Origin of the sequence: uncultured Bacteroides sp. (genome assembly GCF_905207245.1) — a bacterium.
Classification (GTDB): Bacteria; Bacteroidota; Bacteroidia; order Bacteroidales; family Bacteroidaceae; genus Bacteroides.
Genome location: NZ_CAJLKP010000032.1, coordinates 1 through 26,749 on the forward strand (window position 1 = coordinate 1; position 26,749 = coordinate 26,749).

Here is a 26,749-nt window from a genome sequence, read left to right on the forward strand (position 1 = left end):
TGGCCAGAGCACGTGATTTGTAATCTCGGGGTCGTTGGTTCGAATCCGACAAGAGGCTCAAAAAAGAGATATGTTCTATGTAAGAATGTATCTCTTTTTTTTATTTGTTTTTCGCGAAAAAAGTAATAGCTTTGTTCCGCTAAATCTAATATTATGATACGGATACAATCTCATTCCTCATATCTGACTCTCATATTTCTTCTTCTGATACCTTTTGGCAGAGCTTTTGCCGGTTGGAATAACTTCATTGTCAACTTTGATAAAAGCCTTTATGGGAAAGGTACGCAAACCTGGCAGATAGCTCCTTATGATGACCATTGGGTGTACTTTGCCAATAAGAATGGTATGGTGCAATTTGATGGAAATGTCTGGAAGGTGTTTCCGATGAATAACTTTTCAGATGTGCGTTCTGTGCTGGCATCCACTATTCAAAAGAGAATATATGCAGGTGGCATCAATGAATTCGGTTACTACGAACCGGCGGAAGATGGCGAACTGGTTTATCATTGCATGTCCGATACGCTCGGTGCTGACTCCCGTCTTCTGGGCAATGTATGGGGGATTCATGAAGCGGATAATATCTTGTATGTGCAAGGTGATGACCGTGTGGTGAAGTATCTGAATGGAAAATATACCACTATTGAAATGGATGCCAAGATAGATTGCTCCAATATGGTGAATGGCATCCTTTATATAGGTACCGACCGTGGCGTGTGGGTGCTGGTCGGAAATACTTTCTTTCCTTTGCAAGGAGCGGAGTCTCTGGTTTCCAACCGTATCCGTGGCATCATTCCCCATAAGGGTGGAGGCGTCATTATTGTTACGGCGTATGACGGGTTGTTTTATAGCAATGGACGCACCACTGTGCCTTTCGTTACCGGTGCCGAAGACTTCATGCGTGAGAATGAAGTGTTTTGTGTGGCTTCCCAAGATGACAAAATAGCTTTGGGAACTATTCATAAAGGTGTGTTGCTGATAGATTGTGCTACGATGAATGTGAAATACTTCAACGAGAATAACGGATTGCGCAACAATACCGTGCTTTCGGTCGCTTTCGATAGTCAGGGTAATTTGTGGGCGGGATTAGATAGTGGGGTTGATTACATTTCCCTTAGTTCCTCTTTTACCAATCTATATTCATATCCCTATTCTTATGGCACGGGCTACACGGCCGCCGTAGAAGACGGTTACCTCTATCTGGGCACCAATCGCGGACTCTATTATACCTCTTATCCGGTAAAGTTGGATGGTGATTTGCCTGATATTCACCCCATTCCTCAATCCAGTGGTCAGGTCTGGAATCTTTGTAAGATTGGCGATGATCTTTTTTGTCTTCACGACCGCGGCATTTTTCTGATAAAAGGCACCAGTGTGCGCCGCATAACGGATATCACGGGTGCCTGGTATTGTCAGGAGGTTGTGGGGCAACCCAACCGTATGTTTGTCGGGGTTTATAACGGTATTTATCTTTTGGAAAAGAAAGCGGGAGAGTGGAGTGTACTTTGCAAGGTCGATGGATTTATGGATTCGTGCCGTTTGTTTGAGCAGGAATCTGCCAGGGTTTTATGGGTCTATAACTCCGGTACTCTTATGCGTATTGAGTTGAGTGAAGATTTAACCCGGCAAATTAGTATGAAGTCTTATAGCGTGCCAGAAGGGCTTCCGGTGGAACGTGATATACATGTTGCCAAAATAGAAGGTCGTGTTTATTTCGCTACTCCGCAAGGGATCTATAAATATAACATTCATAAGGATATGATGGAACCTTGTAGTGATTTGAATAATCTGTTGAATGGAGCCGTACCTTATACCCGCTTGTTGGAATATCATGACCGTCTCATCAGTTTGAGTCCTCATGAAATCTGTATAGCCAACCTGGGAACTTATAAGCGGGGAGCCAACACCAGTATAAACCCCATCCGCCAGTCTTTACTGGAGCTTGTACCGCCTTATGAAGCGCTTATCCCTTTGTCGGACTCGTTAATAGTGATTCCGAGCGAAGAAGGCTTTGCTTTATTTACCATTCCGGCGGTGAAGCATCGGCAAGACCTGACTCATTCCGTATATATCAGGAACATGCATCTCACTTACCCCAAAGATTCGCTGGTATTTACGGCCAATTTTCTTGGAAAGAAGCCATCTCTCGCTATTGACTATACTTCCAATTCTGTCCGCTTTGATTATAGCCTTTCCTTTATTGCTTTGGGGAGCGATGATGTCCGTTTCCAGTATCGCCTGAATGGAGGAGCTTGGTCGGATTATACCACCGTGCGGACCAAGGAGTATAGTAATCTATCCGAAGGCGACTATACTTTTGAGGTAAAGGTGATTTATCCGGATGGTACAACTTCGGCAGATGCTCTCTCTTTCCGTATTCTTCCGCCTTGGTATCGTAGTGTTCCTGCTTATATCTGCTACTTTATTCTGGCGCTATTGGGCACGTGGTATATCTATCGCTGGGACGACACTCGCGTGAAACGAAAGGAAGAACTGGCTGTTGTAGAGAAAGATAAAAAGCTTCATGAAATGGAGAAAGAATTTGAAACCGAAAAGTCTCTCCGTGAGAAGCAGATCATGCAACTTGAAAAAGAAAAGCTGGAATATGACCTTCAGCACAAGAGTCAGGAGATGGCAAACCTTATGATAAACTTCGTCCGCAAGAATGAAATGTTGACGGAGATTAAATCGGAAATCTTTAAAGTAGCTGCTTCCTTGAAAGGGGAAGGTGCCCGCGAAGGTAAGCAGCTTCTCTTGGTGATAAATAGCAAAATTGATTCTAATATCCAGAGTGATGAGGTGTTGAAGCGTATTGAAGATCAGTTCGATTTGATTCACAATAACTTTATGAAACGTCTTCATGCCCGGCATCCCGATCTCTCTAATAATGAGCGTATGATGTGTGCTTATCTCAAGATGAATCTTTCCACCAAAGAAATTGCACCTCTGTTAAATATTTCTGTTCGTGGAGTAGAGACCATCCGTTATCGCCTGCGCAAAAAGTTTGGGTTGGAGCGTGAGGATAGTCTGACGGATTATTTGAGTAATAAATTGTAGATATATCCGATATTTAGACCATTTTCGGGTCTTCTACCTACCCGGTCCGTACCTGGCTCGTACCTGCTTCGTACCTACTCCCTCCCTAAGGACACGGAGAAAATACGGAGCAGGTACGGTTTTGGTACGGTTTGAGTATGAAGAAGAGGAAAAACAGACCAATCAAGACTTAAATTCTTTCACCGCCTTTTCCAGTCTTTCCAGAGGTAACTCTCCCGATTGCCTCCAAAGCTGTTCGCCTTTCCTTAATAATATAAATGTAGGATACATTTCGATGGTATAAAAATCAGCAAGTGCACTTTCCTGGTCAATATCCACCTGCACCACTTCGAGAGTACCTTCCATTGATTTCTTGAATTCTTCTACAATAGGTTGCATGCGCTTGCAATGAGGGCACCAGGTTGCATAAAATTCTGCCATGACCAGTTCGGCATTAGCCAACTTTTCTCTGTTCCGTTCTTCACGGGCTTCTTTCTTTTCTTCCATAATAATATGTTTTAAATGATTGATTGTCATCTCAACAATATCATAGGGAAAAAAGTTTGTGGGATTGTGATTCTTCGTGCTGTAAAAATTACTATTTTTGTCAGCAAAAACACGAAAGGACAAATAATATGTCACATTTGGCTACTTTAATAAACGATTTGGCTCTGATACTGATTTGCGCTGGAGTCATGACGCTATTGTTCAAGAAACTGAAGCAACCGTTGGTGTTAGGATATGTAGTGGCAGGCTTCCTGGCTAGTCCGCATATGCCCTATACTCCCTCGGTTATGGATACGGCAAATATACAGACTTGGGCGGACATCGGCGTGATTTTCCTTTTGTTTGCATTAGGTCTGGAGTTTAGTTTCAAGAAGATAGTCAAAGTAGGAGGAGCGGCCGTCATAGCTGCCTGCACTATTATATTCTGCATGATTCTTTTGGGAATTGCCGTGGGCACCGGTTTTGGTTGGCAACGTATGGATAGCATTTTCCTGGGTGGTATGATTGCGATGTCTTCCACTACTATTATCTATAAGGCATTCGATGATTTGGGTATGCGTAAGAAGCAATTCACCGGGCTGGTGCTTAGTGTGCTGATACTGGAAGATATCCTTGCTATCGTCTTGATGGTGATGTTGTCTACTATGGCGGTAAGGCATAATTTTGAAGGCTCGGAAATGCTGGAAAGTATCGGAAAGCTGCTCTTTTTCCTGATACTTTGGTTTGTGGTCGGCATTTATCTGATACCTGAATTGTTGAAACGTTGCCGCAAGCTGATGAGTGAGGAAACATTGCTCATTGTTTCGCTCGGTTTATGTTTTGGCATGGTGGTTATGGCAGCTCGTACAGGTTTTTCTGCGGCTTTTGGTGCATTTATAATGGGTTCTATTCTTGCCGAAACGGTGGAGGCGGAAAGTATTGAACGACTGGTAAAACCGGTAAAGGATTTGTTCGGTGCCGTCTTCTTTGTATCGGTTGGTATGATGGTGAATCCTGCTATGATTGTGGAATATGCGCTTCCGATTATCGTGATTACATTGGCGGTCATTCTGGGACAATCTTTGTTTGGTACACTGGGAGTGTTGTTGTCGGGACAGCCTTTGAAGACGGCTATGCAATGTGGTTTCAGTTTGACACAGATTGGTGAGTTTGCCTTTATCATTGCGTCGCTGGGAGTGTCCCTCCATGTGACGAGTGATTTCCTGTATCCTATTGTGGTGGCGGTTTCTGTCATTACCACTTTCCTGACTCCTTATATGATTCGCTTTGCTGAGCCAGCTTCCGGCTTTGTAGATAAACATCTGCCGGTCCGATGGATGAAGTTCCTGACGCGATATGCTTCCGGTTCTCAGACCATGAATCATGAAAGTCTCTGGAAGAAGTTTATCTTTGCCCTGACAAGGATTACAATAGTCTACTCCATCGTTAGTATAGCGGTTATTGCCTTGTCCTTCCGTTTTTTAGTCCCGATATTTCAGGAAAATTTGCCTGGTATTTGGGGTAAATTGCTGGCAGCAGTAGTTACCATCTTGTTTATAGCTCCTTTCTTGCGGGCTATCATGATTAAAAAGAATCATTCTGTAGAATTTGTAACTTTGTGGAATGATAGTCGTGGCAATCGTGCTCCCTTGGTTGCGACTATCGTTATACGTATCTTGATTGCTGTTTCATTTGTAATGTTCGTGATAGCCGGTTTGTTCAAAATATCTGTTGGATTGTTGCTCGGGGTGGCTGTATTGCTGGTTACGATGATGATTTTGTCCCGCCAGTTGAAGAAACAATCTATTATGATAGAGCGTAAGTTTTTTCAGAATCTGCGTTATCGTGATATGCGTGCTGAATATATGGGCGAAAAAAAACCGGAATACGCCGGACGTTTGTTATCCCGTGATTTGCACTTAACGGATTTTGTAGTACCTGGTGAGTCAGAATGGGCAGGACAAACGCTTGCAGAACTTAATTTGGGTAAACAATATGGAGTGCATGTCGTGTCTATCCTCCGGGGAAGGAAGAGGATTAATATACCGGGTGCTTCCGTACGCCTTTTTCCGGAAGATAAGATACAAGTCATAGCCACAGATGAAGAACTGAACCAGTTTGGTGCGGAGATGGAAAAGGCAGCAGCCTTAGAAACAGATGTGGTTGAGAAGAGTGAGATGATTTTGCGTCAGTTCCGTATAGATACCCATTCTCTGTTCTTGGGCAAGACAATGCGTGAGTCCGGCATTCGCGAGCAATATCATTGCCTGATTGTAGGTGTGGAAAGAGGAGAAGAAGCTTTGCATGCCCCCGATTCGCACGAGCCGTTTATGGAAGGTGATGTTGTCTGGGTGGTAGGAGAAAATGCTGATGTGTATAAATTAGTCGGACAAAAGAATGAGAATGTCGACATGAAATAAGGATAGAAAGTTTATCTTTGCTCCGTAAACATAAATAATAAACCAAGAATATCATGAAAAGTGATCCGAAAGAATGTCTGTATTGTCAGAATAATGAGACGCTGCACAATCTGATGATTGAGTTTGCAGAACTGAGTGTGTCTCGTGTGTTTTTATTCAAGGAACAAACGTACAGAGGACGTTGTCTTGTTGCTTACAAAGACCACGCCAATGATTTGAACGAATTGAGTGATGAAGATCGTAATGCTTTTATGGAAGATGTTACCCGTGTGACTCGTGCCATGCAGAAAGCATTTAATCCCGAAAAAATCAATTACGGTGCATATTCTGATAAATTATCGCATTTGCATTTCCATCTTGCTCCGAAGTATGTAGATGGTCCTGACTACGGCGGTACATTCCAGATGAATCCGGGAAAAGTATACTTGACGGATGCTGAGTATCAGGAATTGATTGAGGCAGTAAAGAAAGGACTTTGAGAAATTAAAAATTAAAAATTGAAAATTAAAAATAGGCTATGCTGTGACCGCATGGCATTTTTTAATTTTCAATTTTTAATTTTTAATTTCTCAAAGCTTATTCAGTATTTTGTCCATCGCCCAGTTTGTCAGCGTTGCACTTGCTCCATCACAGGTGCAGACGGATTTACCCAAAAGATGGTCGACAACGGCTTGAATGAGCGGTTGTTGTACATGTTCCGGATTTGCTACCGGAATTTCTTCTCTTCCTTTTTCTGTATGCAGTGCGATGGGGTCGTAAGTAAATACAGAGAAGCAAATCATTCCTTTGTCCCCGATAACTTCGATGCGGTCTTCGCGAGCAGAATCATGTGCAACGAAGCACCAGGAACCACTACCTACCAATCCACTATCAAACTGAAAACATGCACTTAGAGTATCTTCGGCTTGATACAATCCGCCGCGATTGCTCTTGTATCCGTTAGCTTCAAGAATACAACCGAACATATCTTGTAATAAATCAATTTGGTGAGGAGCTAAATCGTAGAAATAGCCACCACCAGCAATGTCAGGCTGTACGCGCCACGGAAGATTCTCCTTGTTGTAATCCAGATTTCGGGGAGGCTGGGCAAAGCGGATTTGCACATTGATGACATTACCAATCATTCCATTCTCTATCAGTTCCTTTACTTTCAGGAAATAGGGTAGATAACGGCGATAATAAGCCACGAAGCATGGAACCCCTGTTTCATTTGAAATGCGGTTGATGCGGCAGCATTCTTCATAGGTTACCGCCATAGGTTTTTCTATATAAACAGGTTTGCCGGCTTTCATTGCCATAATGGCATAAGTAGCGTGCGAAGAAGGCGGTGTGGCGATATAAATAGCATTTATTTCTTCATCATCAACCAGTTCCTGGGCATCGTCATACCACTTCGGGATGCCCCTTTCTTCAGCATAGGCTTGGGCTTTGGCACCGTCACGACTCATGACAGCAATCACTTCCGAACCTTCCACTTTTTGAAAGGCGGGACCACTTTTATATTTGGTTACTTCTCCGCAACCAATGAATCCCCATTTAATCTTCTTTTCGCTCATAATAGTATAATGTGAATCCCCTTTTTATTCTTCTTCAAAATCAAATTCAAAATCAAAGTCGTCCATGAATTCAGGAGTTGTGAATTCTTCCAAAGTCCGTCGGTCCTTCTTGGTGGGGCGACCGGCACCTTTGGCGCGATCTATGAAACCGCTGATGCGGCTCATTTCCAACAGTTCATATTGATCGGGAGTTGTTACATTTTCCATCATTTCCGAAACAAGCTTTGCTCCGACACGCTTCTCAATGGTTTGCAGTACCTTGAAAGAGTAGGTGATAGGTGGTTTGCGAACTTGTATCACATCTCCCGGTTTCACTGTGCGGGCAGCCTTTGCTAAGGCTCCGTTTATGCTGATGCGGCTTTTTTTGCATGCTTCGGCAGCAATGGTACGTGTCTTGAAGATGCGTACGGCCCACATCCATTTATCTATTCTTGCTTCACTCATATTATTTAAGTAACTACTACTTCTTATTAAATTGGTTCATGGTAATATCAATGCCGGCCAGGCAGAAACTCTTGATTATTTCTCCTGCTGTTTTCAGACGTTCGTCCATGGTCTTCCAGTCTTCTTCGGTGAAGTGTCCCAACACATAGTCTATCTGTCCGCCTCGTGGAAATTCGTTACCAATGCCGAAGCGGAGCCGTGCATAATTCTGCGTTCCCAGAATAGCTGCAATGTGCTTCAATCCGTTATGGCCAGCGTCGCTACCTTTACTTTTCAAGCGTAAAGTACCAAATGGCAAAGCAAGGTCATCTACTATTATTAACACATTTTCCAAGGGAATGTTCTCTTTTTGCATCCAGTAGCGCACAGCATTTCCACTGAGGTTCATGAATGTGGATGGCTTCAACAGTAGTAGTTGACGTCCTTTGACAGATAGTGTAGTGGTAAAACCATAACGTCCGTCATTAAAGGTGACGCCTGCTTCTTTAGCCAATGCATCCACTACCATGAAACCTATATTATGGCGGGTTTCGTGATATTCAGGACCTATGTTTCCTAATCCAACAATTAAATATTTCATTTCTTTGAGAAATTGTATCTTTTAACCCTGTGACTATAATGAGGAACGCGGATTATCGCAGCTTTCCGCGGATTAGTGAAATCTGCGTCATCTGCGTTAATCCGCGTTCCGGAATATGTTGTTTTCTTACGAAAAGCTTGATTAGTTGCCAGCAGTAGCAGCAGCACCTCTTGCAGCACGAGTCAGCTTAACGGCGCATACGACAGCTTCTTTAGCATTCATCAATTCCAGACCTTCATAGCTCAATTCGCCAACCTTAACAGTTTTACCCAGTCCCAGGTGAGCAACGTTTACAATCAGTTTTTCTGGAATAACGTTATATAAAGCTTTTACTTTCAGCTTACGTGTCTGCAATACCAGCTTACCACCGGCTTTCACACCTTCTGCCAAGCCTTCCATCTGTACCGGAACTTCCATAACAATAGGTTTAGCCTCATCAATCTGATAGAAGTCAATGTGCAGGATGGTATCCTTTACCGGGTGGAATTGAATATCTTTCATGATAGCATTTACTTTCTTGCCATCAATAATCAGGTCAACTACATAAATGTGCGGAGTGTAAACCAAGTTACGCAAACCGTCAGCGGGTACAGTGAAGTGAACGTTTTCACCTGCTCCGTAGAGTACGCAGGGTACGCCGTTGTTTTTACGAATAGCTTTCAAAGCTCTTGCTTGTTCCGAAGAACGCTCTGCAATAGTTCTTGCAGTACCTTTTACTTCAATTGATTTCATTTTTTAAATTTTTTGTGTTACTCTAAATTAAGTTAGTTCTTGCTTAATTCACCATCGCACGATGTGGGGTTAGCCACACAATGTTGCAAAAAAGCGGTGCAAAAGTACAGCTTCTTTTTGAATTATCAAAGAGTTGGCTCTTCAAAATCAATATCAATCTTGATTTCCCCTTCCAAATCCATACCTTTTTCATTCATTTCGGCTATAGCGTCGAGTTCAGCTTCTCTATTTGCATCTGCCTCTGCGTTCATATCATTTATGACTTCCAGCATTTCTTTCTGGTTAATGAAATGGATAGCTTCATTCAGACCGTTCATGAACTTTTCAAAATCTTCTCTATACAAGAAAATCTTATGTTTCTCAAAGCTCACCTGTGCATCTTCACCTTCACCGGTCACTACTTTCTTACTTTCAGTGATAGCGAGAAACATTTCATCCTTCCTATTTTTCTTCACATCCAGATAGTAGATTCGTTTACCTGCTTTAATGGATTTAGAGAATACAATCTCCTTATCGTTCATGTCCGCTCCGTTTTTCTTCTTTAAGTCTTCCATATTTATAGGTCTCTTGTTATTAGTGACTCCAAAATTGACGATTTTTTTTAAACTGTCAAAAGAAAATGCCCGGATAATGAACTTCTGCATTAAAAAATGTGATTTATTTGTGTAAACTCATTAAAAATGTCTACTTTTGCATCTCGTTAAAACAGTATTGATTAAATAGACTTATGATTAACAGAGTTCTTATTCGTCTTAAGATTATACAGATTGTATATGCTTATTATCAGAATGGCAGTAAAAATTTAGACTCAGCGGAGAAAGAATTATTCTTTAGTCTTTCAAAAGCGTATGACCTTTATAATTATCTGCTTATGCTGATGGTAGCTCTGACGACTTACGCACAAAAACGCATTGATGCGGCAAAAGCCAAGTTAGCTCCGACCGCAGAGGAGTTGTATCCCAACATGAAATTCGTAGAAAACAAGTTTGTTTCTCAACTGGAGGTTAATAAACAGTTGATGGACTTTGCAGCCAACCAAAAGCGTTCGTGGGCAAATGACGAAGATTTTGTGAAAGGATTGTATGATAAGATTATAGTTTCCGATATATATAAGGAATATATGGCTTCGTCTGATAAATCTTATGAAGCCGACCGTGAATTATGGAGGAAGCTCTATAAAGCTTTTATTTTCAATAATGAGGAGTTGGATACTTTGCTGGAAGACCAGAGTCTCTATTGGAATGACGATAAAGAGATAGTAGATACCTTTGTTCTGAAGACAATTAAGCGTTTTGAAGAAAGAAATGGTGCTAACCAACCTTTGTTGCCTGAGTTTAAAGATGAGGAAGATCAGGAATTTGCCCGTCGTCTGTTCCGTCGTACTATATTGAATTGTGATTACTATCGTCACCTTATCAGTGAGAATACGCGCAATTGGGATTTGGAACGTGTAGCCTTTATGGATGTAGTGATTATGCAATGTGCATTAGCAGAAATTCTGAGTTTCCCGAACATTCCGGTAAGTGTTTCGTTAAATGAATATGTTGAAATAGCTAAGGTCTACAGTACGATAAAGAGCGGAAGTTTTGTAAACGGTACTTTGGACGGAATAGTTAATCAATTAAAAAAAGAAGGTAAGTTAGCGAAAAACTGATACCTTTGTTGAGTATTAAAAACTAAAAACGAATAATTTATGAATTTAATGACCGTATTCTTGCAAGCTCCTGCCGCAGCGCCTGGTGGTGGTAGCATGATGTGGATTCTTCTGATTGCCATGTTTGCTATCATGTATTTTTTCATGATTCGCCCACAAAACAAAAAGCAGAAAGAAATTGCAAATTTCCGTAAATCACTTCAAGTGAACCAGAAGGTGATTACTGCCGGTGGTATCCATGGTGTTATCAAAGAAATTAATGATAATGATATCGTGCTTGAAATAGCTTCTAATGTTAAGATTAGAATTGATAAGAATTCTATATTCGCCGCGGCTGCTGATGCTAACAGTAATCAGGCTGCTAAATAATTTTGAATAAGTGAGCCTATGATTAATCGTAGGAACATAAAACGCATATATCTGATAACAACGAGGAAAGTTAAGGACTTTCTGCTCAGTGATAAGAGCAGAGAGTTCTTAATTTTTTTATTTTTCTTTCTTATTGCTAGTGGATTCTGGCTGCTCCAGACGTTGAACAATGATTATGAAACGGAATTCTCCATTCCTGTGCGTCTGAAAGGAGTACCTAACAATGTCGTGATAACTTCCGAACCATCTTCCGAACTTCATATCCGGGTAAAGGATAAGGGTACTGTGTTGCTTAATTACATGCTTGGGAAGAGTTTCTTTCCTATTACTCTGGATTTTTCTGATTATAAAGGAAATGATGATAACCATGTACGTATTTATTCTTCACAGTTTGAGAAAAGACTGCTCAGCCAGTTGAATGTATCTACAAAGTTACTTTCTGTGAAGCCCGACACATTGGAGTATATCTATTCTACAGGAGCTTCTAAATTAGTTCCGGTAAAGTTTCAGGGAACGGTAAGTGCAGGCCGTCAATATTACATCTCGGATACAATCTGCAAACCGGACTCGGTGTTGGTTTATGCACCTGCGGGAGCATTGGATACCATAACTGTTGCTTATACGCAAAAAGTTAATTTTGATGATGTTTCTGATACATTGAAGCGGCAAATTCCTTTGCTCAGTCAAAAGGGGGTTAAGTTCGTTCCGGCTTCGGTAGAGATGGTTTTTCCGGTGGATATTTATACAGAGAAGACAGTGGAAGTCCCTTTGCGTGGGGTTAACTTCCCGGCAGGTAAAGTGTTACGTGCATTCCCATCTAAAGTAAATGTTACCTTTCAGGTTGGTTTGAGCCATTTCCGTCAAATAACAGGGAGCGACTTTCATATCAATGTTTCTTATGAAGAACTTTTGAAACTCGGTTCGGATAAGTATACCGTGAAACTGAGGTCGGTGCCGAAAGGTGTAAACCAAATACGTATTAATCCCGAACAAGTAGATTTTCTCATTGAACAGGTAGCACCCGAACATGGCAATTAAGATAGGTATAACTGGTGGTATCGGCAGTGGGAAAAGTGTAGTTTCCCGTCTGTTGGAAACGATGGGGGTTCCCGTCTATATCTCGGACGTCGAGTCAAAGCACTTGACGGTTTCAGATGTTCAGATTCGCCGGGAACTGATTGCTTTGTTGGGAGAGGAAGTATATATTGGCGATGAACTGAATAAAACTTTGCTTGCCTCCTATATATTTGGTAATCCCGAACATATCCGTATAGTGAATGGCATTATCCATCCGCGGGTGCGGGATGATTTCCGTCGGTGGGTGGAGCGCCATGTTGCTTATCCGATAGTGGGGATGGAGTCTGCTATTCTGATTGAAGCAGGTTTTGCTGGCGAAGTAGATGCTGTGGTGATGGTTTATGCGCCCGAGGAAATTCGCATAGCACGCGCCATGCAACGCGATGCTGCTCCGCGGGAATTGGTAGAACGTCGTGTCCGTAGCCAGATGAGCGATGAGGAGAAGCGTACCAATGCTGATTTTGTAATTGTAAACGACGGTGAAACTCCGTTAATTCCGCAGGTTTTAGAAGTTATAACTTCTCTATCTAAAAATATTGCTTACCTTTGCCAACCGAAAAAATAAAATATTACTAATAAAAAATAGAACATACTATGTTGAAGACTATTTTGTCTATCTCCGGTAAACCGGGATTGTATAAACTCATTTCACAAGGTAGAAATATGTTGATTGTAGAGTCTCTGACGGACAAGAAACGTTTCCCCGCTTATGGTAACGAAAAAATAATCTCTTTGGGTGATATTGCCATGTATACAGATACGGACGATGTACCTTTGAAAGATGTGTTGACTACTATGAAAGAGAAGGAAAACGGTGCTCCTGTCGTAATGGATTTGAAGAAAGCTACTGCTGACGAACTTCGTGCTTATTTGGGAGAAGTTTTACCGACCTTTGACCGTGACCGTGTATATCTGGCGGATATCAAGAAGCTTATTTCCTGGTACAATCTGTTGGTTTCTTGCGGAATGACTGATTTTGCGGATACTCCTGAAACGGAAGAAGTAGTAGAGGAGAAAACAGAAGAATAAATTTTAAATAGAACAATTCTTTTGATAGAATATGCGGATAATCCCAGGTACTCCCGGGGGTATCCGCATATTTTTTATGTTGTAGTTTCATTTTGACTACTTTTTTCTTACCTTTGTTGCCATCCTGAAATGCAGAGTGGGTAGTGACCTCTCTCACAAAGATTGAAGGATAATTATGGATAAAAGCGTTTAATATTATCTTGTACTTGAAATCTGGACAATTTCACGCTATTCAAGGATAATAGACAACAAACGCTCATGCTCTGTTGTATATGCATATTCAAATGTATAGTACGGAGCGTGGGCTGTTGTATATTATTTGAATAGTGGCAGTCCAGAGCCCCAGGTACAATAATAACAGCAGTTCCCACGCTTTATATATGAACTTACTGCCTTTAGGGGGACTTGAGGCTGCGTATTAATAAGATGGAAGAGCATAAGAGCGTAACAGTGAAGGTGGATAAAGCCGCTGGGAAGATATATGTGGACGGAGTGTTGCCGAATGCCACACTTTGTTTGTATCATATTCGGGGGAAGGTGGTTGAGGTGAAACAGACGCAGGAGGAAAGTTCTTCGTTTGATTTACCGTGTGCAGGAGAATATGTGTTGGTTGTGACACACGCCCTGTCCGCACCAGTTGTTAAGCAGCTCGTTATAGAATAATGAAAAGGCTGTCTTGCTCTATCAATGTGGTAAGACAGCCTTTTTTATTCATTAGTTTTTCAGTTTAATTTCTGAATACCAGCGCTTCGCCACTGGCATCTACAATAATGGACCTGCTGCGGTCTACTTCCTGTGCCAATAACTTTTTCGACAAATCATTCAATAGGTAATGCTGGATAGCTCGTTTCACAGGACGGGCACCGAACTCCGGATCATACCCTACTTTGGTAAGGAACTCTATGGCTCCCTCCGTCAGTACCAGTTCCACACCATTCTGAGCCAGCATTTTCTGTACACCTTTTATTTGGAGCACTACAATCTGCTTAATTTCACTTTCATTTAGTGGGAGGAACATGATGGTTTCATCAATACGGTTCAGGAATTCCGGACGAATCGTTTTCTTCAACATATTCATCACTTCCTTCTTCGTTTCCTCTATCACTTGCTCCTTGTTGGCGCTGTTCAGTTTCTCCATCTGACTCTGAATGTAGGCACTACCCATATTCGAGGTCATGATGATGATGGTATTTTTGAAGTTTACCACACGTCCCTTGTTGTCCGTCAACCGTCCGTCGTCCAATACTTGCAGCAGGATATTGAATACATCCGGGTGCGCTTTCTCTATTTCGTCAAACAATACCACAGAGTACGGTTTGCGCCGGATGGCTTCGGTCAACTGCCCACCTTCATCATAGCCCACATATCCCGGAGGCGCTCCGACCAGACGTGATACACTATGCTTCTCCTGATATTCACTCATATCGATGCGCGTCATCATAGTCTCGTCATCGAAGAGGAATTCTGCAAGTGCTTTAGCAAGTTCTGTTTTACCTACACCGGTAGTACCGAGGAAGATGAACGAGCCAATCGGACGTTTAGGATCCTGCAAACCGGCACGGCTACGGCGCACGGCATCAGCAACTGCCTGGATGGCTTCATCTTGTCCGATGACACGTTGATGAAGTTCATCTTCGAGATGTAACAGCTTGTCCTTTTCACTTTGCAGCATCTTGCTTACAGGGATACCCGTCCAGCGAGATACTACGTCTGCAATGTCCTCAGCATCTACTTCTTCCTTAATCATGGCTTTGTCGCCCTGCATGGCATGAAGCTCTTTCTGAGTATCTTCAATTTCCTGATTCAAAGCCTGTAACTTGCCATAGCGGATTTCGGCTACCTTGCCGTAGTCGCCTTCGCGTTCTGCCTTGTCAGCTTCGAATTTCAGGTTTTCTATTTCAACCTTGTTCTGCTGTATTCTGTTAACCAGCGTTTTCTCACTCTGCCATTTCGCCTTGTAAGATTTCTCTTGTTCTTTTAGTTCAGCAAGTTCCTTGCCAATGTGTTCCAGCTTTGGCTTGTCGTTCTCACGCTTGATGGCTTCGCGTTCAATCTCCAATTGTTTGATTTTGCGTGAAATCTCATCCAATTCTTCCGGAACCGAGTCTACTTCCATGCGCAACTTAGCGGCAGCTTCATCCATCAGGTCGATAGCTTTATCCGGTAAGAAACGATCCGTGATGTAGCGATTGCTTAACTCTACGGCGGCAATGATGGCGTCATCTTTAATCCGTACGTGGTGATGGTTTTCGTAGCGTTCCTTCAGTCCGCGCAGGATGGATATGGTGCTCAGCGTATCGGGTTCGTTCACATATACAATCTGGAAACGACGTTCCAATGCTTTGTCTTTCTCAAAATACTTCTGATATTCATCGAGAGTAGTGGCACCTATACTTCTCAGTTCGCCACGCGCCAGCGCAGGTTTCAGTATATTGGCGGCATCCATGGCTCCTTCGCCCTTTCCAGCACCCACCAGCGTGTGAATTTCATCAATGAAAAGGATAATGTCTCCTTCCGATTTCTTCACTTCGTTGATTACCGCTTTCAGGCGTTCCTCAAATTCACCTTTGTACTTTGCACCAGCCACCAGTGCACCCATATCCAGTGAGTACACTTGTTTGTTCTTTAGGTTTTCAGGAACGTCACCACGCAGGATACGGTGGGCGAGTCCTTCCACAATAGCAGTTTTACCAGTACCCGGTTCACCTATTAATATAGGGTTGTTCTTGGTGCGGCGACTCAGGATTTGCAGCACGCGACGTATTTCCTCGTCACGACCAATCACAGGATCGAGCTTACCGCTTCGGGCAGCTTCATTCAGGTTGATGGCGTACTTCTCCAATGACTGATAAGTATCTTCACTGGATTGTGAGGTCACCTTTTCGCCTTTGCGCAGTTCGGTGATGGCATTGCGAAGCTCATGTTCCGTCATTCCCGCATCTTTCAGGATGGTGGAGACTGTGCTTTTTACGGTCAGCAATGCCAGTAACAGATGTTCCAGTGAAACGAATTCGTCACCCATTTCTTTGGAATACTGGGTGGCTTTTTGAAACACATCATTCGTTTCACGGCTTAAGTAGGGTTCTCCACCCGAAACTTTGGGCAAGGAATCCGTTTGTTTATCGAGCACCAGTGCAACCTGTTGTCCGTTCATGCCCAGCTTCTGGAAAATGAAGTTGGTGACGTTTTCGCCCACCTTCATCACTCCTTGCATCACATGAACCGGTTCAATGGCTTGCTGCCCACGGCTCTTAGCTAGATTCAGTGCTTCTTGCACTGCCTCTTGTGATTTAATGGTGAAATTGTTAAAGTTCATATCTTATATCTCCTTTCTATTTTCATTTTCAATAACAACTAATAGGGCGCAAAAGATTTGCCAATGACTTATTTCTGACAAAATAGCAGATGGAATATAAAAATTTCTGACAAAATGTCTTTATTGATTGGTTGTAATGCCCATAGGGGGACGTTGCCCACTGTATTTATAGGACTTCTCTTCATTATTATATAGCAATACGCAAATTCTGTTTAAATCCTGTGTGTAGCTAAAAGGATTATTGTATCTTTATCCCTTAAAATATAGAATTATAGTAATTATGGCAGAAAATGTAAAGTTCGCAGAGAATGTGATATTAGTGGACGTAGCATACTTCAATGACGTGGTTAAAGATTTGAAGAGATACTTTGAGTTACAATTAGGACGTCCCTTACAGAATATTTATGTAGAAGAATGGGCCTCTTATCTGGCACTTGATTCTGGTGTTCGCGATAAGGACAATAATATAGGAGTGTTATTTGTGCATGATGAGCAGACAAATGAACTGCTTCACTGTGACCCTACCAATTTAAATAAAGATTTGAATGGGGTAGGATATACTAATCAGTTGGGTGAATTTATATTCACTTCAGTATCCTCCGAGGGGTTTGTGTCGAGGGCGAACCTCTATCTTGATTTGCTGAATATAGCTCTTGATTCTGCCGATGTGAAGCGCCTTATGCTGGTTCCGTTTATTGAAGACTATGGTGCCAAACTTATGGAAGTTCTGGATGAATATCTGAAAGACGCCAATCCGGAAAAGTCAAAAGAGGTTTTTCTTTTTAATATGGATGAGCCTGCACGTCCTCTTGCTTGTAAATGGGATTTGTTGGGTTACTCCATGATGCGTGCTTTGGGTATTAAGGCCGAAGAATTGCAATAGCCTTGTTATTAACCACTTATCACTAACCCTTAATCATTAATTACCGTGTCCGATTTTCGTTTAAAAGTCTTCCGGTCCGTGGCGAAGAACCTGAGCTTTACGAAGGCTTCGCAAGAGTTGTTTGTAAGCCAGCCCGCTATTACAAAGCATATACAAGAGTTGGAGAGTACTTATCAGGCACGTTTGTTTGACAGGCAGGGCAGTAAAATAAGCCTGACGGAAGCTGGGAAACTGTTGTTGGAACACTGCGACCGTATTCTGGAAGATTATAAACAACTGGAATATGAAATGCATCTGTTGCATAATGAATATATGGGAGAGTTGCGTTTGGGCGCCAGTACCACCATTGCCCAATACGTTTTACCTCTTTTGCTTGCCAGTTTTATTGAAAAATTCCCACAGGTGAATCTTTCGTTGATGAATGGTAATTCTCGTGAAATAGAGGCGGCTTTGCAGGAACACCGCATAGATTTGGGATTGGTAGAAGGTGTCTACCGATTGCCTAATCTGAAGTATGTAACTTTTCTTAAAGATGAATTGGTAGCTGTGATACATGCCAAGAGTAAGTTGTCGCTACCCGAAGAAATTACTCTCGAAGATTTGAGGAATATTCCCCTTGTGCTTCGTGAACGTGGTTCTGGTACACTCGATCTCATAGAGCGCGCATTGGGGCAATGCAGCATCAAACTTTCTTCACTTCATGTTTTGATGTATTTGGGCAGTACTGAGAGTATCAAGCTCTTTCTGGAAAACACGGATTGCATGGGAATTGTATCTATTCGCTCCATTTATAAGGAGCTCGCTGCGGGTGTTTTTCGTGTTGTCGAAATTAAAGGGATGACCATGCATCGTGATTTCTGCTTCGTTCAGCAGCAAGGGCAGGAGGGAGGCTTGCCGCAGGCTTTCATGCGGTTTGCGGAACATAATAGTGGAAAGTTATAAGTATTACTTTCAGTTATAATGTATAATCAGATTTAAATTGGATGAATAATGCGAATGACGTACCTTTGCGCCAGTTAAAAAACAAACATTATTAATACTAAATTTAAATCTATGTTTAGTCGTGGAAACAGAGGCAACACTCTGCATGGTATTTTGCTGATTGCCTTATTCTCTTTTTCAGCTTTCTATATCGCTGAAATTCCTTTCGTAAAAAGTTTATCATTTAGTCCACTCATTGTTGGCATCATTCTGGGTATGATATATGCCAATAGTCTGCGTAATCGCTTGCCGGAGACATGGGTGCCGGGCATTAAGTTCTGTACCAAACAGGTGCTGCGCGCAGGTATCGTGCTGTACGGTTTCCGTCTGACACTTACGCAGGTGGCAGAAGTAGGGTTGCCGGCAGTTGTAATTGATACGATTGTGGTTGCGGGCACCATATTCCTGGGTATCTGGTTGGGCAGGTTGCTGAAGATTGATAAAGATACTGCATTGATGACTTCTACCGGTAGTGCTATTTGTGGGGCGGCAGCCGTACTGGGTGCTGAGCCAGTGGTGAAGTGTGAAGGACATAAAACGGCCATTGCTGTATCCACAGTAGTTATATTCGGTACGATTTCCATGTTTTTGTATCCCATTATGTATCGTGCCGGACTGCTTGACGGATTGAGTGATATGGGAGTTGCCATCTACACTGGAAGTACCCTGCACGAAGTAGCCCACGTGGCAGGTGCGGGTAATGCAATGGACCCTACAGATGCCTTGGGCATTGCCGGACCGGCAACCATCACGAAAATGATACGCGTCATGATGCTGGCTCCTGTATTGGTTATCATGAGTCTCGCCTTGGCCGGACGCAAACGTGTAGACGCTGAAGGTAGACCGGTAAAGAGTAAGATTACCATTCCCTGGTTCGCTTTTGGTTTTATTGGAATTATTTGTCTGAATTCCCTTCTGCAATACCTGACTGGTGCGGAAACGGTAAAGGATATTCCTTTGAATGGTGCGATTGAATACATCGATACCTTTATGTTGACAATGGCTATGACGGCATTGGGAACTGATACCAGCATTGATAAGTTTAAGCAAGCAGGTGCCAAACCGTTTGTTCTGGCTTTCTTTCTCTATATCTGGCTGGTAGGCGGTGGCTATCTGCTGACTAAATATCTGGTGCCGGCATTGGCATAGTCTGATTTAATAGTATAATCCGGAAAGAAAATTTGTGTGTTCGGGTAAAAGTGTCTCGCTCCTATAGGTCATTTGAACTTGTAGGAGCGATTTTTTTCTTTTCTTTGTAACAATATTCCGCCTCTTTACGTCTAACCAATAGATACAACAAGTAAACAGGATTGAGATACAGAAAAGCCCATGGATGCTGAGAGTTTTAAAAATGAGTTTCTACCCTATCACCGCAAACTGTACTGCGTGGCCTATCGGTTACTGGAGAATGCGGCCGATGCGGAAGATTTGGTGCAGGAAGCTTATCTGAAGTTGTGGGATAAGCGGGAAGGACTGACGGTTATCAGCAACCCGGAAGCGTTCAGTGTCACTTTGGTAAAGAACATGTGTTTTGACTTGCTTCGTTCGGGAAAGTACGTTTTATCCAAACAATCTGTAGAACTGACTGCCGTGCAAGACGTCTCTCAGGCAGATAATCTGGAGATACGCGACGAAGTGCGACAAGTGAAAAATATCATTGCCCACTTGCCCGAACAGCAACAACGGATTGTGAATCTGCGGGACGTCAAAGGCTGTTCTTACGAAGAGATAGAACAAGTGACCGGTCTGAACTCTACAAACGTCCGTGTACTGCTGTCTCGGGCAAGGAAAAAGATACGTGAGGAATTTAATAAATGGAATAACTATGAAAGTCGAGGAAATTGAAAGGCTGCTCGCCGAGTTTTACGAGGGGAACACTACCGAGAGCCAGGAAGAGGCGTTGAGAGATTATTTCAGAACAACGGAAGTACCTGAGCATCTGTTGAGGGATAAAGAGTTTTTTCTTAGCCTTTATCAAGCTGCGGATAAAGATGTGGAAGTTCCTGCGGGCCTGGGAGATAAACTAAGCCTGCTGATTGATGAAAAGGCCGAAGAAGAACAACGTTTTTTCCGTCCTAACAAAGCTAAACGCAACTGGCGCTGGATTGGCGGCATTGCCGCTACTGTGTTGCTGCTTATTGGCATCGGATATGGTGTTGATAAGCTGGGAAATGATGTGTGTCCGCCTACACCACAGGATACATTCTCCGACCCGGAAGAAGCCTATCGTGTGTTGCAGGCAACATTATTGGAAGTTTCCACTAATCTGAACCAGGGCATTGCCCAAGTGAAGGAGACGCAGGTAGATATGAAAAAAGTGAATCAGGAAGTAAAAAAAGAAATACAAAGATAAACGATTATGAAACTCAACAAAATTTTATTGGCAGGTGCGTTGCTACTGTTACCCCTGCTCTGCCAGGCGCAGAAGAACATATTCAATACCTATAATGATATGAAAGGGGTATCTTCGGTTTATATATCGAAAGCGATGATTGAAATGAACCCCAATCTTTTTACGAAGGATATCTATATAGGAAAGGTATCCGGTAAGTTGGATTGTGTGCAGATTCTTTCAACAATGGATAGCAATATCAAGAAAGATATGCGCAAAGACCTGCGCTCGCTGGTGCAGTCGTCCAAGTATGAACTGCTGATGAAACAGAAAGGAACCGTATCCAGTTCTGAATTCTATATCAACAGGAAAGGGGATAAGGTGAAGGAACTGATTATGATAATTGACGGTGCTGCCACTTTGAAGTTTGTCTATCTGGAAGGAGAGATGACGCTGAAAGATATTCAGAACATTATGATGTATCAGAATACCGGTATGAACGAGGGTGGCAATGTTTATCATATTGATGGCAATATTGATTTGGCGAATGCCGACATTTGGGATAGCCTGAAAGGATTGGAGGGTTTGCAAGGATTGGAAGGACTGAAAAGTCTGGAAAGCCTGAAGAGTCTGGAAAGTTTAAAAGGATTGAAAAGTTTGAAAGACTTAAGTAAACTAAAGGATAGCGAATATCTGAAGAAACAGATGGATGCCGATACTTGGAAGCGTTTTGAGAAAAGCATGGAGATGCTGGAAGAACGTTTGGAAAACCTGGAATAAGGCCGTCTGCTGATAGGTGTAAATAGTTTGTTGAAAAAGGGGGAACCGGTTCCGGTTCCCCCTTTATTATAGGAGATTACTTGTCTTTCTTTAATGCTTCGAAAATCAATCCTTCCAGTTCTTCTGCCAGTTCCGGATTATCAAGGATGACTTGTTTGGCCGCATCACGTCCTTGGGCAATTTTGGTTTCGTTGTAGCTGAACCAAGAGCCGCTTTTCTTGATGATACCCAAGTCTGCACCCAAGTCAATGATTTCACCGGCACGTGAGATTCCTTCACCGAACATGATGTCGAATTCAGCGCGACGGAAAGGAGGAGCCACTTTGTTCTTTACAACTTTCACTTTAGTTTGCTTGCCAAGAACTTCTTCACCATTTTTTATGGCTTGGCTTCCACGGATATCAATACGTACGGATGCGTAGAATTTAAGTGCATTACCACCAGTTGTTGTTTCGGGATTGCCGAACATGACGCCAATCTTTTCACGCAACTGGTTGATGAAAATGCAAGTGGTGCGTGTCTTGCTGACAGTACCGGTCAGTTTACGCAACGCCTGTGACATAAGCCGGGCTTGCAAACCTACCTTGTTCTCGCCCATATCGCCTTCAATTTCTGCTTTTGGAGTTAAGGCGGCTACGGAGTCGATGACGATGATGTCGATAGCTGAGGAACGAATCAACTGTTCTGCAATTTCCAATGCTTGTTCACCGTTGTCCGGCTGGGAAATAAAGAGATTATCTACATCTACACCCAGTTTGGCTGCGTAGAAACGGTCGAAGGCATGTTCTGCATCAATGAATGCAGCGATACCACCAGCTTTTTGTGCTTCAGCAATGGCGTGGATGGCCAGAGTTGTTTTACCAGATGACTCCGGACCATAAATTTCGATGATACGTCCACGCGGATAACCGCCGACACCAAGTGCTACGTTCAGTCCGATAGAGCCGGTAGGGATTACTTCTACTTGTTCGACGATGCCGTCGCCCATTTTCATGATAGAACCCTTACCAAAGCTTTTTTCTATTTTGTCCATGGCAGCTTGCAGAGCTTTCAACTTCTCGCTGGATGCCATCTTGCTGCCATTTTCGTTTTCAAAAATAAGTTCGTCTTTCTTTGCCATATTGCTTTCTATTATTTAGAGTTTTCTATAATATTTGTGCGGCGTGCTCCTTGGTTTTCACTTCCTTGGGCGTGATGATACGCTCTATCACTCCTTCTTCATTAATGATGAAGGTAGTGCGGAAAGTTCCCATATACTTGCGTCCGTACATGCTTTTCTCTCCCCATACTCCAAATTGTTCCACGAGTTTCTTGTCCGTGTCTGCAATGAGGGTGAAGGGCAGTTCGTTTTTCTCTATAAATTTCTGATGTGACTTTTCGTTGTCCACGCTTACGCCGATAACTTCGTAACCAGCCTTGCGCAGTTCCGAGTAGTTATCGCGTAGGTTACAGGCTTGCGCCGTGCAGCCTGAGGTCATATCTTTGGGATAAAAATAAAGAACTATTTTTTTTCCTTTATAGTCACTGAGGCGGATTTCTTCGCCTTTTTCGTTGATGCCCAATACTTCGGGCGCTTTATCTCCTACTTGCATAATTTATTAAATTAAGAATGAAGAATTAAGAATGAAGAATTAGGCTGCACAATGAAAGCACACCGAAGGTAATTCTTCATTCTTCATTTTTAATTCTTCATTTATATTACACTTCCAATTCTCCGTCAAACACCTCGTGCCAAGGCAATCCCTGTTTGTTCAGTTGTTCCATGAACGGGTCCGGATTAAACTCTTCCACATTCCATACACCCGGTTTCTTCCACAAGCCTTTCATGAACATCATGGCACCTATCATGGCAGGAACGCCTGTTGTGTAGCTTACACCTTGCATGCCTGTTTCTTTGTAGGCTTCCTGGTGGCTGCAATTGTTGTAAACGTAGTAAGTACGTTCTTTTCCGTCTTTCAAACCACGGATACGGCAACCGATGGACGTTTCTCCTTCGTAGTTCTCGCCCAGGTCTTGCGGGTTAGGAAGCACGGCTTTTAGGAATTGTAGCGGAACAATTTTCATTCCGTTATAATCCACTTCGTCGATACGTGCCATGCCTATATTCTGGATTACACGGAGGTGAGTCAGATATTCTTGTCCAAACGTCATCCAGAAGCGTGCACGTTTGATGGTGGGGAAATTCTTCACCAACGATTCCAGTTCTTCGTGATATAACAGATAAGAATCGCGCGGTCCGATGTTCGGATATGTCAGATCCTTGTGAATTTCCAGTGGTTTGGTAGTCACCCATTCACCATTTTCGTAGAAACGACCATTCTGAGTAATTTCGCGAATGTTTATTTCCGGATTGAAATTGGTGGCAAATGCCTTGTGGTGGTTGCCGGCGTTACAGTCTACGATATCCAGATATTGCATTTCGTCGAAATAATGCTTGGCAGCGTATGCGGTATAAATGCCGCTTACGCCCGGGTCGAAACCACAACCGAGGATAGCCGTCAGTCCGGCCTCTTCGAAGCGTTTCTTGTATGCCCATTGCCAGCTATATTCAAAGTGAGCCACATCCTTCGGTTCATAATTGGCTGTGTCCAGATAGTTGACTCCACTTTTCAGACAGGCTTCCATGATGGTGAGATCTTGATAGGGGAGTGCTACGTTTATGACGATTTCGGGTTTGAAGCTATTAAAAAGAGCTACCAGTTCGTCCACATTGTCGGCATCCACCTGTGCGGTCCGGATGTTTGGGTTACCGATTGCTTTAACGATAGCGTCGCATTTGGACTTTGTGCGGCTGGCAATCATGATATCAGTGAATACATCAGGATTTTGAGCCACTTTGTGCGCAACAACGGTACCTACACCGCCTGCACCGATAATAAGAACTTTACCCATTTCTTTTGATTACATTGTTAAATTTAAAATCGCATTGTTATATAAGTTACGAGCTACAAGCTGCAAGTTATGAGTTGCTGCGCTGTACTTGTCACACCGAAAGGCATTTGTCACTCGTAGCTTGTAGCTCGTCACTTATCGCGCCTTGCACGATAATTTTTGGTGAGCAAATATAGGATTTAATTCGCAGATAAACATTAAAATCCTGCTAAATACTTTTTAGAAATAGCATCTATTTTCAAACAAACAGCTCACGTTTGGGTTATTTTATATATATTTGTCCCGTGAAAATTAACTTAAACAACGAATAACAATGAAGAAAGTATTTGTTTCTCTCTGTATGGCAGGGGCTTTGGTAGCTTTGTCATCTTGTCGCTCGTCCAAAGATGCTGCGACGCTGTCTTCCATCAGTGGTGAATGGAATATTATAGAAATCAACGGTGCTGCCGTAGTTCCCGCACCTAATCAGGAATTTCCCTTTATAGGCTTTGATACATCTACCGGAAAAGTATTCGGTAACAGTGGTTGCAACCGTATGATGGGTTCATTCGACGTGAATGCCAAACCCGGCACGATTGACTTGGGCGCTATGGCAAGCACACGTATGGCTTGTCCGGACATGACGTTGGAACAAAACGTTTTGTCTGCTTTAGGACAGGTGAAGAAGTATAAGAAGTTGGGCAAGGAGAACATGGCTTTGTGCGGTTCATCCAATCGTCCTATTATTGTATTACAAAAGAAAGCTCCTACAGTGAAACTATCAGATTTGAATGGTAAGTGGATGATTTCCGAAGCTGGCGGTCAGGCTATTCCCGAAGGAATGGAAAAGCAACCGTTTGTAGAATTCAATCTTGCTGAAAAAAGAATACATGGCAATGCCGGTTGTAATCTTATCAACGGCGGATTTGTGGCAGATAACGAAAATTCATCCGCTATCTCTTTCCCGCAACTTGTGAGCACTATGATGGCTTGCCCGGATATGGAAGTGGAAGGCCGTGTGATGAAAGCACTGAATGAAGTGAAGTCTTTCGGCAAACTGGCGGGCGGAGGCATCGGACTTTACGATGCAAACAATACGCTGGTAATGGTGTTGGTGAAGAAGTGATTTAGATAATCAGAAGATAAAAAAAACAGGGTGTCAATGTTCGGTTGGCATCCTGTTTTTGTTTTTAATGTGATACGACTTTAAGTCCGATAATTGAGCCGATCAGTGTCACAATGAAAAACACTCTCCATGCAGTGGCTGGTTCTTTGAATATCAATATACCCGCCAATACGGTTCCCACTGCGCCTATTCCCGTCCATACTGCGTAAGCCGTACCGATAGGTAGGATTTGTGTTGCTTTTATCAACAAATACATGCTGATACTCATAGAAATCAGGAAACCGGTCAGCCACCAGTACATCTCGCTTCCGGTTGTTTCTTTCACTTTGCCTATGCACGATGTAAATGCCACTTCAAACAGTCCGGCAACAACTAAATATATCCAACTCATAACTTTTGATTTTGGGTACAAAGGTCATGAATTGCTTTGACTTCCTGTTTAACAAATGATAAAAAGTGATTTACCGGAACTTCGCCCGGATACGGCTCAGGCTGACTTGGGTAATGCCGAGATATGAAGCGATATATCCCAACTGTACCCTTTGCAGTAGGTCGGGGTTATTATTCATTAGTTCCCTGTACCGTTCTGTGGATGTTTTGAGCTGCCTGCTGATGAACCGTTCTTCGGTTTTGAGCAGTTCTTGTTCTGCAAATTTTCGTCCCCAGTTGGATATGTGTATGTCCTTGCCAAAGAGTTCGTGTAAGGCTTGTTTCTTCACCTCATACAATTCGCATTCTTCCAGGAGTTCTATATTCTCATAACCTTTCCGGTCGTTCACATAGCTTTTCATCGAAACCACTGTATCGCCTTCACGTCCAAACCAGAACGTGATTTCGTTATCCTCCATTTCAGTGTAAGCACGTACAATCCCCCGCTTGATAAAATATACTTTGGTCTCCACCTTATCCGCTCTGAACAGTATATGCCCTTTAGGGTAAGTGACCTCGGTAATAATCTCCTTCAACGCATTTTTTGATGGTTCCGGGAGGATGCCTATGTTATCGATAATCTGATTTATATCCATATGGGTGCTATTTATCTGATTGATTTGCTAAACGCAAATATAGGGAATTTCTGCT

Annotated in this window: 28 protein-coding genes; 16 read left to right on the forward strand and 12 right to left on the reverse strand. The window is 42.7% G+C overall.

All coding sequences use genetic code 11. From position 1 onward, the window contains the following. Nucleotides 1–153: 153 nt before the first annotated feature. On the forward strand, nucleotides 154–3,054 hold the full coding sequence (locus tag QZ135_RS11225; RefSeq protein WP_294609007.1) for a triple tyrosine motif-containing protein: 2,901 nt from the start codon (nucleotides 154–156) through the stop codon (nucleotides 3,052–3,054). A 162-nt stretch (nucleotides 3,055–3,216) separates the two neighbouring features. Here the strand turns inward: QZ135_RS11225 and QZ135_RS11230 are convergent, their stop codons facing one another. After that, nucleotides 3,217–3,540: a thioredoxin family protein gene (locus QZ135_RS11230; protein WP_294609009.1), complete on the reverse strand. Its 324-nt coding sequence runs from the start codon at nucleotides 3,538–3,540 to the stop codon at nucleotides 3,217–3,219. Nucleotides 3,541–3,668: 128 nt separating this feature from the next. Between QZ135_RS11230 and QZ135_RS11235 the strand changes: the two genes are divergently transcribed. Further along, nucleotides 3,669–5,939: a cation:proton antiporter gene (locus QZ135_RS11235; protein WP_294609011.1), complete on the forward strand. Its 2,271-nt coding sequence runs from the start codon at nucleotides 3,669–3,671 to the stop codon at nucleotides 5,937–5,939. 53 nt (nucleotides 5,940–5,992) lie between these two features. Further along, nucleotides 5,993–6,418 (forward strand): HIT family protein, encoded by a 426-nt coding sequence (locus QZ135_RS11240; protein ID WP_294609013.1) that lies wholly within the window; start codon nucleotides 5,993–5,995, stop codon nucleotides 6,416–6,418. 90 nt (nucleotides 6,419–6,508) lie between these two features. Here the strand turns inward: QZ135_RS11240 and QZ135_RS11245 are convergent, their stop codons facing one another. From QZ135_RS11245 to QZ135_RS11265, 5 genes are all read right to left on the reverse strand, one after another. Then, entirely contained in the window at nucleotides 6,509–7,495 is a 987-nt protein-coding gene (locus tag QZ135_RS11245) for a Gfo/Idh/MocA family oxidoreductase (protein WP_294609015.1), read from the reverse strand. Between the two features lie 24 nt (nucleotides 7,496–7,519). After that, nucleotides 7,520–7,939 carry an RNA-binding S4 domain-containing protein gene (locus QZ135_RS11250; RefSeq protein ID WP_294609016.1) on the reverse strand — a complete coding sequence of 140 codons (420 nt, stop codon included), beginning with the start codon at nucleotides 7,937–7,939 and terminating at the stop codon, nucleotides 7,520–7,522. A gap of 16 nt (nucleotides 7,940–7,955) precedes the next feature. Beyond that, a complete protein-coding gene (gene pth / locus QZ135_RS11255; protein WP_294609018.1) occupies nucleotides 7,956–8,519 on the reverse strand; it encodes an aminoacyl-tRNA hydrolase in 564 nt (187 codons plus the stop codon). Between the two features lie 141 nt (nucleotides 8,520–8,660). Beyond that, the gene (locus QZ135_RS11260) at nucleotides 8,661–9,251 is read right to left on the reverse strand and encodes a 50S ribosomal protein L25/general stress protein Ctc (RefSeq protein WP_294609020.1); all 591 of its coding nucleotides are present in this window, start codon (nucleotides 9,249–9,251) and stop codon (nucleotides 8,661–8,663) included. Nucleotides 9,252–9,376: 125 nt separating this feature from the next. Further along, entirely contained in the window at nucleotides 9,377–9,805 is a 429-nt protein-coding gene (locus QZ135_RS11265) for a PUR family DNA/RNA-binding protein (RefSeq protein ID WP_294609022.1), read from the reverse strand. 173 nt (nucleotides 9,806–9,978) lie between these two features. Here QZ135_RS11265 and nusB point away from each other — a divergent pair, with 173 nt between their 5' ends. The 6 genes from nusB to QZ135_RS11295 all read left to right on the forward strand — a co-directional run bounded on the left by nusB (nucleotide 9,979) and on the right by QZ135_RS11295 (nucleotide 14,043). After that, nucleotides 9,979–10,905, forward strand: coding sequence for a transcription antitermination factor NusB (gene nusB / locus QZ135_RS11270; protein ID WP_294609024.1), 927 nt, complete (start codon nucleotides 9,979–9,981; stop codon nucleotides 10,903–10,905). Between the two features lie 39 nt (nucleotides 10,906–10,944). Next, a complete protein-coding gene (gene yajC / locus QZ135_RS11275; RefSeq protein ID WP_007213184.1) occupies nucleotides 10,945–11,274 on the forward strand; it encodes a preprotein translocase subunit YajC in 330 nt (109 codons plus the stop codon). A gap of 18 nt (nucleotides 11,275–11,292) precedes the next feature. Further along, on the forward strand, nucleotides 11,293–12,312 hold the full coding sequence (locus QZ135_RS11280) for a YbbR-like domain-containing protein (RefSeq protein WP_294609026.1): 1,020 nt from the start codon (nucleotides 11,293–11,295) through the stop codon (nucleotides 12,310–12,312). Continuing rightward, nucleotides 12,302–12,916, forward strand: coding sequence for a dephospho-CoA kinase (gene coaE, locus QZ135_RS11285; RefSeq protein WP_294609027.1), 615 nt, complete (start codon nucleotides 12,302–12,304; stop codon nucleotides 12,914–12,916). Before QZ135_RS11280 ends, coaE begins: the two co-directional genes overlap by 11 nt. A gap of 29 nt (nucleotides 12,917–12,945) precedes the next feature. Next, complete coding sequence (locus QZ135_RS11290; RefSeq protein ID WP_294609029.1) at nucleotides 12,946–13,380, forward strand: DUF5606 domain-containing protein; 435 nt, start codon at nucleotides 12,946–12,948, stop codon at nucleotides 13,378–13,380. A 426-nt stretch (nucleotides 13,381–13,806) separates the two neighbouring features. Continuing rightward, a complete protein-coding gene (locus tag QZ135_RS11295) occupies nucleotides 13,807–14,043 on the forward strand; it encodes a hypothetical protein (RefSeq protein WP_294609031.1) in 237 nt (78 codons plus the stop codon). 64 nt (nucleotides 14,044–14,107) lie between these two features. Here the strand turns inward: QZ135_RS11295 and clpB are convergent, their stop codons facing one another. After that, nucleotides 14,108–16,696: an ATP-dependent chaperone ClpB gene (gene clpB, locus QZ135_RS11300; protein ID WP_294609033.1), complete on the reverse strand. Its 2,589-nt coding sequence runs from the start codon at nucleotides 16,694–16,696 to the stop codon at nucleotides 14,108–14,110. Between the two features lie 280 nt (nucleotides 16,697–16,976). Here clpB and QZ135_RS11305 point away from each other — a divergent pair, with 280 nt between their 5' ends. From QZ135_RS11305 to QZ135_RS11330, 6 genes are all read left to right on the forward strand, one after another. After that, entirely contained in the window at nucleotides 16,977–17,579 is a 603-nt protein-coding gene (locus tag QZ135_RS11305) for a DUF6621 family protein (RefSeq protein ID WP_294609035.1), read from the forward strand. 45 nt (nucleotides 17,580–17,624) lie between these two features. Beyond that, the gene (locus tag QZ135_RS11310) at nucleotides 17,625–18,521 is read left to right on the forward strand and encodes a LysR substrate-binding domain-containing protein (protein WP_294609038.1); all 897 of its coding nucleotides are present in this window, start codon (nucleotides 17,625–17,627) and stop codon (nucleotides 18,519–18,521) included. Nucleotides 18,522–18,632: 111 nt separating this feature from the next. Next, nucleotides 18,633–19,709, forward strand: a complete 1,077-nt coding sequence (locus QZ135_RS11315) for a YeiH family protein (RefSeq protein ID WP_294609040.1) — start codon at nucleotides 18,633–18,635, stop codon at nucleotides 19,707–19,709. Nucleotides 19,710–19,889: 180 nt separating this feature from the next. After that, nucleotides 19,890–20,405 (forward strand): RNA polymerase sigma factor, encoded by a 516-nt coding sequence (locus tag QZ135_RS11320; RefSeq protein WP_294609042.1) that lies wholly within the window; start codon nucleotides 19,890–19,892, stop codon nucleotides 20,403–20,405. Continuing rightward, nucleotides 20,386–20,913 carry a hypothetical protein gene (locus tag QZ135_RS11325; RefSeq protein ID WP_294609044.1) on the forward strand — a complete coding sequence of 176 codons (528 nt, stop codon included), beginning with the start codon at nucleotides 20,386–20,388 and terminating at the stop codon, nucleotides 20,911–20,913. The genes QZ135_RS11320 and QZ135_RS11325 overlap by 20 nt, the downstream gene beginning before the upstream one ends. 6 nt (nucleotides 20,914–20,919) lie before the next feature. Next, entirely contained in the window at nucleotides 20,920–21,672 is a 753-nt protein-coding gene (locus QZ135_RS11330; protein ID WP_294609046.1) for a DUF4252 domain-containing protein, read from the forward strand. 76 nt (nucleotides 21,673–21,748) lie between these two features. Here QZ135_RS11330 and recA read toward each other — a convergent pair whose 3' ends face one another. The 3 genes from recA to QZ135_RS11345 form a co-directional block, all read right to left on the reverse strand. Then, entirely contained in the window at nucleotides 21,749–22,792 is a 1,044-nt protein-coding gene (gene recA, locus QZ135_RS11335; protein ID WP_294609048.1) for a recombinase RecA, read from the reverse strand. A 25-nt stretch (nucleotides 22,793–22,817) separates the two neighbouring features. Then, a complete protein-coding gene (gene bcp, locus QZ135_RS11340) occupies nucleotides 22,818–23,264 on the reverse strand; it encodes a thioredoxin-dependent thiol peroxidase (protein WP_294609051.1) in 447 nt (148 codons plus the stop codon). A gap of 106 nt (nucleotides 23,265–23,370) precedes the next feature. Further along, on the reverse strand, nucleotides 23,371–24,564 hold the full coding sequence (locus tag QZ135_RS11345; protein ID WP_294609053.1) for a saccharopine dehydrogenase family protein: 1,194 nt from the start codon (nucleotides 24,562–24,564) through the stop codon (nucleotides 23,371–23,373). Nucleotides 24,565–24,877: 313 nt separating this feature from the next. On the opposite strand from QZ135_RS11345, the gene QZ135_RS11350 reads away from it, so the two are divergent. Continuing rightward, entirely contained in the window at nucleotides 24,878–25,669 is a 792-nt protein-coding gene (locus QZ135_RS11350) for an META domain-containing protein (protein WP_294609055.1), read from the forward strand. Between the two features lie 64 nt (nucleotides 25,670–25,733). Here QZ135_RS11350 and QZ135_RS11355 read toward each other — a convergent pair whose 3' ends face one another. Further along, the gene (locus QZ135_RS11355; protein ID WP_294609056.1) at nucleotides 25,734–26,060 is read right to left on the reverse strand and encodes a multidrug efflux SMR transporter; all 327 of its coding nucleotides are present in this window, start codon (nucleotides 26,058–26,060) and stop codon (nucleotides 25,734–25,736) included. Between the two features lie 70 nt (nucleotides 26,061–26,130). Then, nucleotides 26,131–26,694 (reverse strand): Crp/Fnr family transcriptional regulator, encoded by a 564-nt coding sequence (locus QZ135_RS11360; protein WP_294609058.1) that lies wholly within the window; start codon nucleotides 26,692–26,694, stop codon nucleotides 26,131–26,133. Nucleotides 26,695–26,749 lie beyond the last annotated feature (55 nt).